The 14,124-nt window shown below is 69.2% G+C and carries 13 protein-coding genes and 4 pseudogenes; 8 read left to right on the forward strand and 9 right to left on the reverse strand.

The window, feature by feature from the left end; translation table 11 throughout:
• Positions 1-54: 54 nt before the first annotated feature.
• Positions 55-771: a nitrilase-related carbon-nitrogen hydrolase gene (locus tag ACFWW8_RS15320; RefSeq protein ID WP_386528580.1), complete on the reverse strand. Its 717-nt coding sequence runs from the start codon at positions 769-771 to the stop codon at positions 55-57.
• 284 nt (positions 772-1,055) lie between these two features.
• On the opposite strand from ACFWW8_RS15320, the gene ACFWW8_RS15325 reads away from it, so the two are divergent.
• The 4 genes and pseudogenes from ACFWW8_RS15325 to ACFWW8_RS15340 form a co-directional block, all read left to right on the forward strand.
• Complete coding sequence (locus ACFWW8_RS15325; RefSeq protein ID WP_386528583.1) at positions 1,056-1,640, forward strand: hypothetical protein; 585 nt, start codon at positions 1,056-1,058, stop codon at positions 1,638-1,640.
• A 463-nt stretch (positions 1,641-2,103) separates the two neighbouring features.
• The gene (locus ACFWW8_RS15330; RefSeq protein ID WP_386528988.1) at positions 2,104-2,478 is read left to right on the forward strand and encodes a hypothetical protein; all 375 of its coding nucleotides are present in this window, start codon (positions 2,104-2,106) and stop codon (positions 2,476-2,478) included.
• A 69-nt stretch (positions 2,479-2,547) separates the two neighbouring features.
• Positions 2,548-2,835 (forward strand): hypothetical protein, encoded by a 288-nt coding sequence (locus ACFWW8_RS15335; RefSeq protein WP_386528585.1) that lies wholly within the window; start codon positions 2,548-2,550, stop codon positions 2,833-2,835.
• Between the two features lie 101 nt (positions 2,836-2,936).
• Positions 2,937-3,065, forward strand: a pseudogene (locus ACFWW8_RS15340) (transposase family protein); the annotation flags it as partial.
• Positions 3,066-3,165: 100 nt separating this feature from the next.
• Here ACFWW8_RS15340 and ACFWW8_RS15345 read toward each other — a convergent pair.
• From ACFWW8_RS15345 to ACFWW8_RS15355, 3 genes and pseudogenes are all read right to left on the reverse strand, one after another.
• Positions 3,166-3,282 (reverse strand): annotated as a pseudogene (locus tag ACFWW8_RS15345) (IS5/IS1182 family transposase); the annotation flags it as partial.
• Between the two features lie 214 nt (positions 3,283-3,496).
• Positions 3,497-4,450, reverse strand: a complete 954-nt coding sequence (locus tag ACFWW8_RS15350) for an immunity 49 family protein (RefSeq protein ID WP_386528588.1) — start codon at positions 4,448-4,450, stop codon at positions 3,497-3,499.
• 185 nt (positions 4,451-4,635) lie between these two features.
• Positions 4,636-5,064: a transposase gene (locus ACFWW8_RS15355; RefSeq protein WP_386528591.1), complete on the reverse strand. Its 429-nt coding sequence runs from the start codon at positions 5,062-5,064 to the stop codon at positions 4,636-4,638.
• Between ACFWW8_RS15355 and ACFWW8_RS15360 the strand changes: the two genes are divergently transcribed.
• Complete coding sequence (locus ACFWW8_RS15360) at positions 5,031-5,258, forward strand: hypothetical protein (RefSeq protein WP_386529019.1); 228 nt, start codon at positions 5,031-5,033, stop codon at positions 5,256-5,258. The genes ACFWW8_RS15355 and ACFWW8_RS15360 overlap by 34 nt on opposite strands.
• A gap of 540 nt (positions 5,259-5,798) precedes the next feature.
• On the opposite strand, the gene ACFWW8_RS15365 is transcribed toward ACFWW8_RS15360, so the two are convergent.
• The 4 genes from ACFWW8_RS15365 to ACFWW8_RS15380 all read right to left on the reverse strand — a co-directional run bounded on the left by ACFWW8_RS15365 (position 5,799) and on the right by ACFWW8_RS15380 (position 9,109).
• Positions 5,799-6,584, reverse strand: a complete 786-nt coding sequence (locus ACFWW8_RS15365; RefSeq protein WP_386528593.1) for a hypothetical protein — start codon at positions 6,582-6,584, stop codon at positions 5,799-5,801.
• A 262-nt stretch (positions 6,585-6,846) separates the two neighbouring features.
• Positions 6,847-7,554, reverse strand: coding sequence for a B3/4 domain-containing protein (locus ACFWW8_RS15370; protein ID WP_386528596.1), 708 nt, complete (start codon positions 7,552-7,554; stop codon positions 6,847-6,849).
• Between the two features lie 42 nt (positions 7,555-7,596).
• Positions 7,597-8,244, reverse strand: a complete 648-nt coding sequence (locus ACFWW8_RS15375) for an FMN-binding negative transcriptional regulator (protein ID WP_386528598.1) — start codon at positions 8,242-8,244, stop codon at positions 7,597-7,599.
• Between the two features lie 28 nt (positions 8,245-8,272).
• A complete protein-coding gene (locus tag ACFWW8_RS15380; RefSeq protein ID WP_386528600.1) occupies positions 8,273-9,109 on the reverse strand; it encodes an EamA family transporter in 837 nt (278 codons plus the stop codon).
• A 116-nt stretch (positions 9,110-9,225) separates the two neighbouring features.
• Between ACFWW8_RS15380 and ACFWW8_RS15385 the strand changes: the two genes are divergently transcribed.
• Positions 9,226-9,801: a helix-turn-helix domain-containing protein gene (locus tag ACFWW8_RS15385; protein WP_386528602.1), complete on the forward strand. Its 576-nt coding sequence runs from the start codon at positions 9,226-9,228 to the stop codon at positions 9,799-9,801.
• Positions 9,802-10,159: 358 nt separating this feature from the next.
• A pseudogene (locus tag ACFWW8_RS15390) lies at positions 10,160-10,801 on the forward strand (PHP domain-containing protein); the annotation flags it as partial.
• Between the two features lie 746 nt (positions 10,802-11,547).
• Here the strand turns inward: ACFWW8_RS15390 and ACFWW8_RS15395 are convergent.
• Positions 11,548-12,249, reverse strand: a pseudogene (locus ACFWW8_RS15395) (PAS domain-containing protein); the annotation flags it as partial.
• Between the two features lie 306 nt (positions 12,250-12,555).
• Between ACFWW8_RS15395 and ACFWW8_RS15400 the strand changes: the two are divergent.
• Complete coding sequence (locus tag ACFWW8_RS15400; RefSeq protein WP_386528604.1) at positions 12,556-14,112, forward strand: alpha/beta fold hydrolase; 1,557 nt, start codon at positions 12,556-12,558, stop codon at positions 14,110-14,112.
• Positions 14,113-14,124 lie beyond the last annotated feature (12 nt).

The raw sequence follows: 14,124 nt of genomic DNA on the forward strand, positions 1-14,124 counted from the left end.
CCTGGTCGCGGGCGGTGTGGAGCGCGATGCTGAAACAGCAGCGGTCCGGATCGGTCAGCCGCGGCGGTTGGCGTAGGCGATGAACAGGCGCCAGACGCTGGCCATGGCGGGGATGATGTGGCGCGTGGCGTCCTGGTACGGGACGCGGCTCATGGTGCCGTCGGCCAGGCGGAAGTGCCCGTCGGCGGCGGTGGGACCCAGCACGATCTGTGCGCCGTGCTCGGCAAGGTACTGGTACAGCGGCGGGAACTCGCACTCGTAGCAGTTCAGCACGCCTACCGTGATGCCGTTGATCGTCACGAGGGGCGGCAGGTCCTGGCCGAAGGAGTAGTTGCGTCGCTCCGCCGCTCCGTAGAGGTGGGTCTTGCGGTAGTTGGCGGCCACCTGCCCGTCGGAGGCGATCACGCTGATGGAGTCGTAGAAGTCACTCCCGTCGCGTTCGGGGTAGGGCAGGACCACGGCCAGGCCGTTCTCCTTGGCGGCCAAGCGGGCCCGGTCGATCGAGGGCCCCTCGCGGTGCTCTGCCAGTTCCCGGCACTGGCCGGGGTCGATGGCGTAGCCGGTGGTGTACTTCTCCGGGAACACCACCACCTGGCAGTCGTAGGCCGCAGCCAGAGCGGAGACCTCGGCCAGCCGGTCCATGTTCTGCCGCACCGCATCCCGGCTGCCGACCGGCCCCTGGCCCTGGTACAGCGCCACCCGCAGACCCTCGCCGACGGCGGGCGCGTCGCGCAGTGCGGAGCGGAACACGATACGAACGGGCTGGGTCATCGATGAATGCTCTTTCCATGATTGGCGATCCCCACGACCGCCCCATGAGAAGAAACGAATCACTACCGCCCCGGACATCATGATCACTGCAATGGCGGCGTCGCCCCGTCCCGCTTCGCGGCCGAGAGTCACCTCCGCGCTGCCCGCCTACTTTGCGGCCTTCGACGTCCGCCGTCCGCCGGGCTGACACGCTGACAGCGGTCTGAGTCACGGACCGGTAACACCTGCTGTTCGTAAGCCCCGGTACAGCGCATGATGCTCCCTCACAGATACCTGGGGGGCCCATGCACGTCCGCACCGCTATCACCACCGGAGCCGCCGCAGCGCTCCTCCTCACCGTCACCGGCTGTAGCAACGACGCCGGCACCCCGGCAGCGTCCAGCGCATCGGCGGCACCCGCAAGCAGCACGGCCTCGATGCCGTCGCCGTCTCCCACCCCGGAGACGCCACGCGCATTCGGAGCGCCCCTCAACACCACCAACAGCGAGAACCAATCGGCGGCCAGCGTTACCGTCCTCGGCTACGAGCAGGGCATCAAGGCACACAGGACAGCCGACGAGGAGTTCGGCACCAGCGGCTACGTCTGGGCCGCCATCGAACTCAAGGTGTGCAGCACCAAGGGCACCGTCGGCGTCACCCGCAACCCCTGGGTGCTCGCCTACACCGACGGCGCCCGCATCGAACCGAGCTCTGTCACCTACGACGACTTCCCCAGACCGGAGTACCCCTGGGAGGCCGACATCAGGAACGGCGACTGCCTCCGCGGCAAGACCGTGTTCGCCGTCCCCGGGAAGCAGCGGCCCGCACGCGTCCTCTACACCAGCAGCGTCCTGCCCGAGCCCGCCGAATGGGCCGTGCCACCCCAGTAGCCGAGGAGGCGCCCGTGGCCGGCAACCCCGCCATGGGCGCCCCTCATGAACAGGCACGCCGATGGCAGCCAGCCATCCTCACGATAGGCGCCTGGCGGCAGCAGCTTGGTCACCTCGTGACAGCCATGATCGCTATCGCTGCACAGCATCAGCAGGGACAGCCGTACCCTCCTTGCTGACGCCCATCCGGTGCCACCGCCGCACCCGTTCACACCACGCCGGCATCGATGAACGGGTAGAACGGGGCGCAGATGGTGCGCCGGTTACCCGGCCATACGCCCTGGGCAGCCGGCCGAAGACCAGCGGTCAGACCACGTGAGCCAGCCCCGTCCCGACCGCACAGGCGGGACGGGGGATCATCCTCCCTAGTTGATCTTGAGGCTAGGGTGGCTGCGGGTACGGGGGTCGGCCGATCGACCGTCGGCTCTGAAGCAGGAAATGGGGAGGTTCGCGCGTGAAGAGGATGAAGGCTGCGCTCGTTGTGGCCGCCGTGATGGCAGGTCTGCTGGTGTCTGTCGCTCCGGCTGAGGCCGCACAGTGCAAGGGGGGTGGCGGGGCCCTTTACATCTGTGAGTACGGGGTGACCGAGAACACGCTGTACAACGGTGAAGAGGAGGAGTTCCTCATCGGCCTCGACTACGCCGTGTGGACTCGCATGACCCATGACGGCGACTGGGGGGCGTGGAAGTCGCTGGGCGGAGTCGCCCGGAGCGGAGTGACGTACACAGAAACCGCCTATGGAAGGATCTCTGTGTGGGGCACGGACGGCGCTGTCTGGCGCAGGGGGCGAACCAATGTCACCGGCGGCTGGACCGCGTGGGAAAGGCCCCTGCGGTAGAGGGACCGGGTCGGGGCTGGGGTCCACGGATCTCGGCCCGCGGCGGCGGGACCGGGTGGCCTGGCGGCCGTGGCTCAGAAGACGAAATGCGCGTCCGAGGTCTGGATGACACCTCCCGGAGGCCAAGCTCGCACCGCACGCGACGTGTTTGACATCCTCTTCTCCCGCCAGGTCCTCGACCAGTCCAGCAAGGTCAGCATCAAGCAGGAGGAGCTCGCCGAGGTCCTCCGCATCAGCCAGCCGAAGGTCTCCCGCGCCGAAGCCGAACTCCGCGCCAAGGCATCGTCCGAAACCGCAGCAGAGGACGCATCGAGGTCCACTCTCTCTTCGGCATCTTCGAGAACCCCGCGGCCATGAAGACCGCCGTCCTCCAAGCCCTCGAAGAGGGCTGGGACCTCGGCGCTGGCTGTTCGTGAGCCACTGCCCGAGCGCTCGGTCCAGGGAGGTCGCCCGGTGGCGGCCGCCCGTGGTGCCTGCCGTTGCCGGATCGGGTCCTGCTGGTGGCCGTGTACTACCGGACGAACCTCACCATGCGCCAGCTCGCCCCGCTCTTCGGGATCTCCCCGGCCACCGTCTGCCGGGTCATGGTGCTGAACGTGGCCGGCGCCGCAACTCACGAGCGGCTGCCAAGGGCCCGGAGAGCCCAGCACCGAGACGCGCTGACCCCTGCCGGCCGTCTCCGGCAGAGAGGTCACCGTTTCCACCCCGCTCCCGCACCGCCTTCACCAGCTTCTCGAACCGGCCCATCCGCAAGCCAGTGAACGTCTCCACCCACAATGCTTCAGCCCGCAACACCCCACCCATACAAGAGGAATGCCCGATCACGGACGTTGTGCAACAACCTTTACGACCTCGTGCACGATAAGAGTTGTCGCTGCATCTGCGCAGGTCACCGGATCGGGCGATGCCAACGCCCAAGGCGCTGAACTGCGGCGATGTCTATCGTGCACGAGGTCGTTAGTAGAGCGCGGTTATCGCGTCTCACAGCCGTCATGGCTGGTGATGCGGTGAGCTTCGGCTACCGCGCCACCCAGCCGCCGAGGCTGTTCGGGCCGGTTTCAGCCGCTCGGGCCAGGGCGTCCGGGGAGCCCAGCAGCGCCTGGGGAAGGTACGCGGAGTGCACGCCCAGCTGCCACCCGTGGACCTGGACGGCGAGCGCGGTGACGGCGAGGAGGCCGGTGGGCAGCAGAGTCCTGGGGGCCGGGTTGGCTCCGGTGCTGTCTCGGTATTCGTTCAGGCACACCACCAGGAGCTGCTCGAAGGCCGGCTGGTCGTCATCGAGCAGGGAGCGGAGCAGGCGCTGGTCGGGCGTGAGGGGGCCGGCCGCGTCCAGCCGACGGGCTGCCGCGGCTCGCTCATCGGCGGCAGGTTTGCTGAGGGTGACCGTCGGCCAGCCGCTGGGCAGGTGTCCCGAGGTCGGGGTCAGGTACTCGGCCAGGGCGTCCATCTGGGCGCGGTCCGCAGGCCGCGACACCGACTCGAACGTCGAGTAGGGCACGCCGTCGCGGATTGCGGGGGCGTAGTCGTCCCGGAGCAGGCCTCCGATGACGCGCTGCCACTCCCATACGAGGCCGCTGATCAGGCACAGCTCGAAAGCCGCGGTCCACTGGGTCGCGGTGGGCGCCTCGTTGACGACTTCCTGGAAGGCCTTGTCCTCACTGCTGAGTTGCTCTCCGACGAGCGGGAGGGGGATCTCCTGGTCACCGTTGGGGAAGCACCCCAGGCTGAGCAGACCGAGCGAGCACTCCGCAGCGGTGTGCAGGACCTGGCGCAGGGGCGTGTCGAGTGAAGGGTCGCTAGCGATGCGGGCGGCAGCGTGATCCAGGAGCTCGTCGCGCATCTCCGCCAGGTCGCTGAGGCTCATGCCGCCGTACTGCATGGAGTGCCAGCGCCCGAACGCCCGCCGACGTATGTCCTTGAGCGCCAGGGCCATTTGCTGGCCGTCGATGTCGTGGGAAGTCACTGCCTGCACTCCTGCTGTCCTCTCATGATCAATTCGGTGGGACGCAGCACGCTACCAGCGGGGCCTGACACCGCCGGTCTCGCAACCCGCGGCAAGTCGTGGCCTGTCACGCAGTGGCCGGGAGTTCCAGCCGCCTGGGAGGCACCGGAGGAGCCGCGAGGCGGCAGGCGCGCGCTGAGCTGGGGATTCTCGGTTCAGCGCCGAATGGCTGGCCTTCGGCCACGTCGCTCGCGTACCTGCCCGCGTTCGTGCATCGAAGTTGTCCGTTGGGGCTTCCCAATGGAGAAGTCAATCCGTTTGGGTGTTCGCCTCTCGTTCCGAGAGGAACTCGTCGAGTAGGTCGAAAAGCACTTTGATGACGTGCTGTTCCTGGTCCGCGGGAAGGTCCCAGGACTCCCACCCGTCAGGGAGCGCAAGGTGGCGAACCTGACCGGGCTGCCCGAGTCGTGCGGCGCCGGTGCAAGCCCGGCGAACGCGGCGAGCCGGTCCGGGGTTGCGAAGAAGGCGAGGTCACTGCCGACTCCGGCCGGGAGTTGGGGTCGTAGCGGACGCTGGTCAGCGCGGACATGTAGAAGACCCGATCGGAGATATGCAGATCGAGCTGGCCGCGCCCCTTGCCGCAACGGCCGCGGCCCTGATCACGTGGACCGGGGTTGTCCTGTCCGCGAGGCGGACGTCCCGCATCACATGGCAGGCCTCGCACGTAGACCGCCAATACACGGCCCTCACCACGTTCATCGAGGCAGTCCAGAGGATGGACTACCTCGCCGAGAAGCCGGAAGGCCCAGAACAAGCGGACAAAATCCGCCACAGCTGAACAGCAGTGCAACTCACCGCTCCAAAGCATCTCCTCCAGCACGCGGCATACGTCCTTGACGCCGCCCGAGAGGTCGACACCAAATCCTCGTACGTGGAAGAACCCCCGGAGAGGCATACCGCGGAACGCAAGATGGCCTTCGAGCAGGCACGAGCCGAACTGCGACGCCGATGCGTCAACATGGTGGCGGCGGTCCGCATCTGGCACGAGCGCCCTGGCCCCACCCCGTGGGGATAGGCGATTCGCCGACGTTCGGCCCTTGCGCGCGCTAGATGGCCAGCGCGAGGCGATAGGCACGCGCTGAGCTGGGGGGGGCTGGGTTCACCGATGGTCTGAGGCATGCAGCCCCCGACTGCTGGGCTCCTGTCCTGAGCGCCGAACAGCTGGCCCTCGGCTACGTCACTCCCGTACCTGCCCGCGTTCTGTGCATCGGAGTTGTCCGTCGGGGCCAACTATCGCGCTCAGTCACATGTCCGGTGTGACTGAGCACGGTAGATGGCGCGGATGGACAACTCCGATGCACAGCTCCGCCCCGGCCAGTCAGGTAGCCCATGGAAGCCGTACGGCTTCCAGGTCCACGTCGTTGAGGAGCGCTTCGATCAGCGCGGCCGTGCCGGCCACCTTGGTCGCCCAGAGGTCGTAGTCCGTGCACAAGACCCAGGACCGGTCCCGCGGCCAGAGGTTGGACGGGCTCCAGCCGTCCTCCTCAGGGTGGTCGTACAGCACGTGGGCATCCGCGAGCGTGCCGGTTCGGATGTGCAGGTTGTCGAAGTCCTTGGCTCCGTGCAGCAGCGGGCTGTAGTAGGCCAGGCAGGGGGTGTCGGGGCCTTGCGGGCTGTGCTCGGTGAGGATCGTGATCAGGCGGTTCCAGGCGGCCCGGTCCATGCTGCCTTCGCGGGGGACCTGAATTCCGACCGGCCAGGGGCGCGGCACGATCGAGGGGAAAGAGCTATGGCACGGCAGGCGTCCCTCAGGCACGGTCGGGTCACCGATCCGGCGTGCGAGCGTCGTCCATCGCAGTCGGCGCCAATGTGGCCCGGGGTGCTCACCGGGGACCGTGTCCACCACGTCTGCCGGGTCCAGACCTGGGACGATCTCGGGCCCGCCGCCCAGTAGCACGCGCCGCTCGTACTCGACGTAGGACATGCCCGTCGGTCCGAGCTCGTGCTCGTACATGGAGTGGAGCACCCAGACTGCGTCGGGCAGCACCGGTGGCATGAACCCCGTCAGTCCGTCATCGCAGGTCAGGTCCCGCAACCAGTCAGCTTCCCGGCCCGTGGTGAGGGGCCACCGAGCGGTCGCCAGAGCTTCAGCTGTCTCGTGCATCCGCCCAGAGTCGCACCCGGCGTGAAGGGCCTCCCCAGCGGGACCCAGCCCGACGCACCCCGCTCGGGCTGACGCCTGCCAGCCTGATCAGGATGACCCAGCCGCTACCCTGCCCGCCAACCATCTGGCTCAGCCGCCATCTAGCGTGCTCAAGCGCCAACTATCCCGCTCAGTCTCACCTGTGACTGAGCGTGCTATCTGGCCCCGATGGACAACTTCGATGCTCAGAATTGGCCTGGCGGCCGAAGGAGGATCGGCTGTTTCAGGTGGTTGCCGAAGGGTGTGCCGGGCTGAGGTAGTGAACGGTGTTCTGGGCGGAGTGCTCGGTGAGCAGGTCCTGAAGTTCGCCTGCGGCGGTCTTGAGGAGGTGGCCGTCGCGGGTGGCATGGAGGGTTTCGAGGACGAAGGCGACGTGGGTGGAGTCTTCGGTGACGCGGGTGCGGTGGGCGTCGCGGTGGTTCCAGTGCCGGGTGAGAACGTCGGCGGTGTCGGTGTAGATGATCTCGCCGGGCTTGGGGTGCTCGACGGTGTCGGGTTCGCCGAGCGGCGTGAAGGTCTCGCTGCCGTCGGCATAGCGGATCTCGACGTCGCCGGTGACGTGGTGGAGGTCGAAAGCGCCGGCGGGGAGACCGTGGCGGATGGAGACGGTGTTGTAGGAGTCGACGGCCGGGTTGATCCGGGGCAGGGTGCCCTTCTTCGCCAGGCGGCGGCCGAGGGCGTCGACGCTGGGTCGGATGCGGCGGGGGTTGGTGCCGAACGAGCGGTAGGCGGTGTGCCATGCCTCGATGCGCGGGTCGCTCTCGTCGGCGGGCTGCCAGGCGCCGGCGGCGAGTTGCTGTTCCAGGTCCTGCTGGGCGGCGGCGGTGGCGGGCCAGGGCTCGTGACCGCGTAGTCCGGTGGCGGTGACGACGGCGATGAGGGTGTCGGGGAACGCTTCCACGACGGCGGGGCTGATGCGGAAGGCGGTCATCAGAGAGTCCGTTTCAGGATGGTGCGGGCGCGGGCGGGGCGGTCAGGTTTTCCACGTGCCGATACGGTCCAGGCGGCGCAGCTGCTGAGTTGCGGTGGGTCCGTCCAGGCCGGTGCCGCGTTCGGTGAGCCGGCGGGCGATGTCGGTGCGCTGCTCGGCGGGTTTGTGGTCGTCGTATTTGAACTTGGCCCGTACGTCGGTGACGTTCAGGCGCAGGCCGCGAATGCCGGGCAGCATCCGTCCGTAGGGGGCCTGGTCGGGGTCGATGGGTGCGTGGTCGCCGTCGGGCTGGAAGTGGGCCATCTGGCTGCGCAGCAGTTCGGCCTTGGCCTTGCGGTCGTCGATGATCGTGGCCTGACAGGTGAACTGGATGGCCGCGTAGTAGCTGGTGGGGACGCCGTCGGTGGGCGGGACGTCGGGCTTGGCGCGCCAGGGGCCGGGGATGAAGGCGTAGTCGCCGGTGACGGTGAAAGTAACGTTCGGGTCTGCGTCGATCGCTTTCCAGACCGGGTTGGGGCGGGCAAGGTGGATCAGGAGGCTGGTGTCCTCCGCCGTGAAGTGGGTGGGCACGACTACGGGCGGCTGGCCGGGCAGACCGTTGACGCTGAGGATGCCGAAGTCGTGGCCGTCGGCGATCCAGGTCTGCCATTCGGCGGCGTCGAGGGCGGCGTCCCAGGGCTGGATGAACATGCTGGGGCTCCTTCCGGTGGGTGCGGGGTCAGGTGAGGGCGAGGAGGCTGACGGCCACCGCGGCGGTGCCCAGGCCGATCAGCTGCCCGCGGTGGATGCGTTCGGCCAGGACGCTGCGGGCGAGCAGGACGGTGCCGGCCGGGTAGAGGGCGGTGATCACGGCGACGACGGCCAGATCGCCGCTGCGGGCAGCGAGCAGGAACAGCAGATTCGCCACCGAGTCCAGCACGCCGGCCGTCGCCGACATCGCGTACGCGGGCTTCTCCGATCCGAGCCTGCGGTACATCAGGCCGGCCGCGCCCAAGACGACCGCGGAGGACACGGCACGTCCGACGATCAGCGGGCCGACGCCGCTGTCCACCGGTGCCTGGTGCAGGAAGACCAGCTGCAGGGCGATCGCCCCGCCCGCGCCGAAGGCCATCAGCAGCGCGGCACGCGATGGGCGCGCGCTGCCGGCTCCGTGTCCGGCGCTGACCAGTACCACGGCCGCCAGCGCGAGCGGCAGGCCGATCAGCCCGGCCACGCCCAGGTGCTCGCCTTGGAGCAGCCCGACGCTGACCGGCAGCATCGCTGAGACCAGCGCGGTGACCGGGGACAGGACGTTCATCGGGCCGATGGCGAGCGTGCGGTAGAGCAGGGCGAATGCGGCGGCCGACGCGACGCCGGACGCGGCGCCCCAGGCGAGGGTCGCGGGGGCGAAGGAGGCGCCGAGGAAGGGCCACAGCAGCAGCTCGACGGTGAGCGAGGCAGGGGCGGCAATCATCACGGTGCGCAGGACGTGGGCCTTGCGGGAGCCGAGGCCGCCGAGGAAATCGGCGCATCCGTAGGCCAGAGAGCTGCCCAGGGCCAGCAGCAGAGCGATCACAAGTACATCCCTTACTATCAACAGAACGACTACACCGTACAACGCACCGACCGGCGGGTGTCAACCGAACGACCGGGTGGTGCATTGCACTGATCTATCCCTGGAAGGGCGATCTGATGGCCGAGACCGAGGCGGCGCTGCGGACGCTTGCGCACAACGTCCGCGCGGCCCGCACCCGCGCCGGACTCTCCCTAGATGAGCTCTGCCGGCGCGCCAAGGTCAGCAAGGGGGCCCTGGCCGGGCTGGAGAAGGCGCAGGGCAACCCGAACTTCGCCACCCTGGTCCGCCTCGCCGACACCCTCGGTATTTCGGTGTCCGCACTGATGGAAGGTCCGGCCGAAGGCCGCGTCCGGGTGGTGACCGCCGATGCCGTCATGCCCCTGTGGAAAGGCGAACGCGGCAGCGAAGCCCGGCTCATGCTGACCACCTCGGGATCAGCCCCGGTCGAGGTCTGGCGCTGGACGCTGGAACCCGGCGAGGAATACCCCAGCCACCCCCACCAAGCCGGCGTCGTAGAGACCGTCAGCGTCACCGCCGGACAGATGGTGCTCGTCGTCGACGGCGCCGAGCATCCTGTCAAGGCTGGCCAGACGGCCGCCTTCGACGGCGACACCGCCCACACCTACCGTGGCGCCGGCACCGAGAGCTGCCACTTGATCATGACCGTCCACCTACCGCCCGGCCCCGCCTGAGATCTGCGGCCTCACCGAGTAGACCTGGCCCGCCGCGTCAACCGTGGAGCGCTGGTCGCCTGCGGCACGGCGAGCTCTCCGGCATGCGGGCCGCATCGCCGCCGCCCTTCCCGGCGACCCGGTTGGCGTTCGCGCAGGTCAGGGATGTGAAGCCCGGACTGGGACCTTCAGCAGGCCAACTGCAATGCACGACGGGCCAACTACCGCGCTCAAAGGCCAGGTATCGCGCTCAGCCACACCCGTGATCGCATCCCTACCTCGGAGTCACAGATTCGCCTTGTTCGATTTTCGTTCGATACCTTGAAGGAAGGAGTTCCGGCCATAACGGCTGAAACTGTGCGTTCGTAGGAGGTGGGCCATGAACAACGGCGTCCACCTCCATGTCGCCAGCGGCTACTCCTCCCGCTACGGCGCCTCCCACCCTCAAGGCCTGGTCCGCCGGGCCGCTGAGCGCGGTATCGGGACACTTGCGCTGACCGACCGAGACACCGTGACCGGCGCCGTACGGTTCGCGAAGGCGGCTGGCGCCGCCGGGATCCGGCCCGTCTTCGGCGTCGACATTGCCGTCGCCCCCCACACCCTGCCCCGCCCCGGATCCACGGTCCGTGCCCGTACGCCGGTGCGCGGTGGCGCGCACGTGGTGGAGCCGGCGCTGCGGGTCACGCTGCTCGCGCGGAGCGCCGTGGGGTGGGCGCGGCTGTGCCGTCTGGTGTCGGCCGCGCACGCGGGCGCCGGGGTCGGGCCGCCGGTGGTGTCCTGGGAGACGCTCGGCCGGTACGCGGATGAGGGGCTGCTGGTTCTGCTGGGGCCGGTCTCCGAGCCGATGCGCGCCTTGTCGGCGGGGCGGACTGATCTCGCCGAGCAGCTGCTCGCGCCGTGGCGGGAGCTGGCCGGTGCGAACCTGCGGCTGGAGACGGTGTGCTGGGGTGTTCCCGGTACGGGGCCGGGCTCGCTGCGGCTGGCCGCGCGCACGCTCGGTCTCGCCGACCAGCTCGGCATCCCCGTGGACAGGCAGGCGGCTACAACCGGCTCCGTGAACCCTTGTCACCGCCGCCACGCTGGACAGACCTGTTCCTGCCGCCCCGCTTTGACCAGAACATCGAGGAGCAACTCGACCAGGAGGACGCCACGGCGGAACCTGACCAGCCGCGACGGCCCGGCCGCCGCTGATCCCGGCAACCGACCAGAAGGGGGACCCATGCTCACCGAGACCAGGCCGCCGTCAGCTTCGGCCCTGGCTGTTCCCCTGCGCTCTGCCCAAAGCAGTACCTGAGCCGACACCAGCCGCCGACGAGGCTTCGTCGCCGGCTGGAGCCTCACGCCCGCAGCCCCGGCGAAATCCCGGCGCCACCGCCAGCCAACGCATCGGCAGCTGTAGACCCGGACGACGCCGTGGTCGGGCTGCGTAAAGCGCAGCAGGGCCACCTGCCGAAGCCCACCCCGCCGCCCAGCGCTAGACATGGGCCAAACGACCCGGACTTCCCCGCCTCGGCCGGCAAGCGAGGCGCCCAACTCCTCCACCGCGTCCGCGGCCTCAAGAGGTGGGCCGCAACCGGCCCCGCGGCGCGGCTGGCACCACCGACCTGGACGGACCCGTCCCGGCCCGTCGACGTCCGCGCCTAAGGCCTGTCCGCTCTGCACGACACGATCTCCCTCGTCCTGGAGCACACCCGGTTCACCAGGCAGCACAGAACGGAATGCCGCATCATGACGAAGAAGACGACCACGCTCCTGGGACTGCGTCTAGTACGACACCGACCAGGCGTGGTCGTGTCCCAGGTCGGCCGGGGTGCGGCCGACGGTGTACTGGTCGATCACCGGAGTGCCGGTGAGCAGCACTTGGCGCAGTGCCGACTCGATGGTGTCCACGTCGAGGAAGGCGAGGATGTCGCGGGGGTGCTTGCCGATGTGGTCGGCGGCCGGGACGCCGTTGATGCGTTCCAGTGCCGGGTTGATCAGCAGGTAGCGCAGGTCGGTGTCGAGGAGGGCGATGCCGATGGGGGCCTGCGCCACCAGGCGCTGGGAGAGCGCCAGGTCGGTCTCGACCTGCTGCAGGGTGCTCTGGTCGGCTGCGATGCCCAGGGCGTAGACGTCGCCGAGGTCGTCCAGCAGCCGCATGTTGCGGAACTCCACCAGGCGCGTGCTGCCGTCCTTGTGCCGGATCGGGAACGCGCCGGCCCAGCTCGTCCCGGTGCTCATCACCTCGGCGAACAGCCTGGTCACCAGGTCGCGGTGCTCGTCGCGGACCAGCATGGCCGCGTACTGGCCGAGCGACTCCGTGGCGGTGTAGCCGAAGACCTCCTCCGCCTGGGGGCTCCAGAACACGATGCGCCCCCGGGTGTCGAGCACCACGGCGGCCACGCTGAGCAGATCGAGCAGCCCTCCCGGCGGCAACGGCCCCGCCGAGGGGTGCCGCTCGTCCCACCGGAGCGGCTCATGTGCGGCCATGACGGAACGCTCCCTAGAAGAAGCGCCTGCCCGCAGGACCTTCCCGTCGGACAGGGGTCGTTCAGGTCGTTCAGCGCGTGATCGCCCCGGGTTCCCTGTCGAACGCAGGCACATTCAACGCTACCGGCTGGTCCGAGGACGCGCACAAGGGACGTGGCGGGATGCCGCGGTGGGCCCGCGGGTGGTGACTGCTCCGCGTGGCGGGGGTACGGGCCACCCGGTAGCGTCGAAAACGCGCGTTCCGCCCCAACCGCTGCGGCCTGGCCCGGCAGGGCCGCCGCTGATGTCGGCAGAGGAACGAATCTCATGCCAAAGCACAGCATTCCCGCGGTGACTGCCGGGGCAGCTCTGGTCTGTCTGGCGGCATTGGGCCCCACCACCGGCAGCGCCGCGTCAGCACCCGTCCAGCCCACCTGGCAGCCCAGCCCGGCGGGCTCGGCCCGGTTCGTGCCCGGCTCCTGCCCGAAGCCGCCCGAGCCGATCGAAGCGCTGACCGACGCACGGTGCGGCTTCCTGGAGGTCCCCGAGAACCGCTCCCGCCCCGGAAGCCGGACCATCAGGCTGGCCGTGGCCGTCATCCCGGCCGTCACCCCCGCGAAGCCCGCGCAGGCCCCCGTGGTGTTCATGGCGGGCGGCCCCGGTGCCGACACGTTCGACGACATTCCGTTCCTCGTCGACTCCGGCCTGAACAAGGACCGCGAGCTGATCATCATGGCTCAGCGCGGCAACCGCTACGACCAGCCGAACCTCGCCTGCCCGGAGGTCGACCGGTTCAACGCGCAGGCCGTCGGCCTGGGCTACGACGCACAGGAGGCAGAACAGCGCTTCCTGAAAGCGGTGAAGGACTGCCGGGACCGCCTGACGGCCGACGGGACGGACCTGAGTGCCTACAACTCCACAGAGAACGCAGCCGACTTCGCCGACCTGCGCAAGGTGCTGGACATCCCCCAGTGGAACGTCTACGGCTACTCCTACGGCAGCAACCTGGCCCTCACGTACCTGCGCCTGCACCCCGAGGGAATCCGCGCGTTCGCGATCGACTCGATCACCCCTCCCCAGGTCGTGACCCTGCCGTGGACCTGGGGCAGCACCGCCGAGGGGATCGACAACATCTTCGAGGCGTGCGAGGCGCAGCCCGCCTGCAAGGACCGGTACCCGGACCTCCCGGGCATGCTGACGGAGCAGGTGCGCAAGCTGGAGGCACAGCCCCTGACGCTGAACGTTCCGCCGCCGAGCGGAGGAAAGCCGGTCAAGGTCGTCCTCGACGGGGGCGCACTGCTGAACATGATCGTCGCCTTCAACCCCCGCCCCGAGGACCTCCCGGCGGCGCTCGCGGAACTGAGCAACGGAAACCCGGAGCGCTTCGCCAAGGCCCGCGCGGCCGGCTCGGTCCAGAAGGTCGGCGAGTTCGCCCACGGCCTGACGAACTCGGTGGTGTGCAGCGAGTGGGCGCCCGGGTACTCGGAGGCCGACGTGCTGAAGGCGGGGCGCGAGGCCTACCCCGGGTGGCCGGACACGGTCCTGGCCCAGGTGCCGCAACTCCCCTTCCAGTACGCGGCGTGCGGGATCTGGAACGTCCCGGACCGCGCGTCCGTCCAGCGGGTGGCCACGGTCAGCTCCGTACCGGCGCTCGTCATCTCCGGCACGTTCGACGTGAAGACAGCGGTGAGCTGGGCGAAGGACGTCGCCCGCAACCTGTCCGGCTCGACCGCCATACAGGTCCCCGGCATCGGCCACTGGGTGGTCCCGCAGTCGCACTGCGCGCAGAGCGTGCTCGCCTCGTTCTTCGCTCGCCCGACCGCGCCCGACACCCGTTGCGTGGACGATCTCAAGCCCGAACCGTTCACGATCATCCCGAAGTAACCGGGAGGGCAG

The sequence above is a fragment of the Streptomyces sp. NPDC058701 genome (assembly GCF_042715295.1).
Classification (GTDB): Bacteria; Actinomycetota; Actinomycetes; order Streptomycetales; family Streptomycetaceae; genus Streptomyces.

What these genes read in the sequence shown, in the direction of transcription:
- ACFWW8_RS15375 (WP_386528598.1), bottom strand. Translation starts at nt 8,244, where the DNA reads ATGTTCATCCAGCCCTGGGACGCCGCCCTCGACGCCGCCGAATGGCAG.
- ACFWW8_RS15320 (WP_386528580.1), bottom strand. Translation starts at nt 771, where the DNA reads ATGACCCAGCCCGTTCGTATCGTGTTCCGCTCCGCACTGCGCGACGCG.
- ACFWW8_RS15400 (WP_386528604.1), top strand. Translation starts at nt 12,556, where the DNA reads ATGCCAAAGCACAGCATTCCCGCGGTGACTGCCGGGGCAGCTCTGGTC.
- ACFWW8_RS15325 (WP_386528583.1), top strand. Translation starts at nt 1,056, where the DNA reads ATGCACGTCCGCACCGCTATCACCACCGGAGCCGCCGCAGCGCTCCTC.
- ACFWW8_RS15365 (WP_386528593.1), bottom strand. Translation starts at nt 6,584, where the DNA reads ATGCACGAGACAGCTGAAGCTCTGGCGACCGCTCGGTGGCCCCTCACC.
- ACFWW8_RS15360 (WP_386529019.1), top strand. Translation starts at nt 5,031, where the DNA reads ATGCAGATCGAGCTGGCCGCGCCCCTTGCCGCAACGGCCGCGGCCCTG.
- ACFWW8_RS15385 (WP_386528602.1), top strand. Translation starts at nt 9,226, where the DNA reads ATGGCCGAGACCGAGGCGGCGCTGCGGACGCTTGCGCACAACGTCCGC.
- ACFWW8_RS15330 (WP_386528988.1), top strand. Translation starts at nt 2,104, where the DNA reads ATGAAGGCTGCGCTCGTTGTGGCCGCCGTGATGGCAGGTCTGCTGGTG.
- ACFWW8_RS15370 (WP_386528596.1), bottom strand. Translation starts at nt 7,554, where the DNA reads ATGACCGCCTTCCGCATCAGCCCCGCCGTCGTGGAAGCGTTCCCCGAC.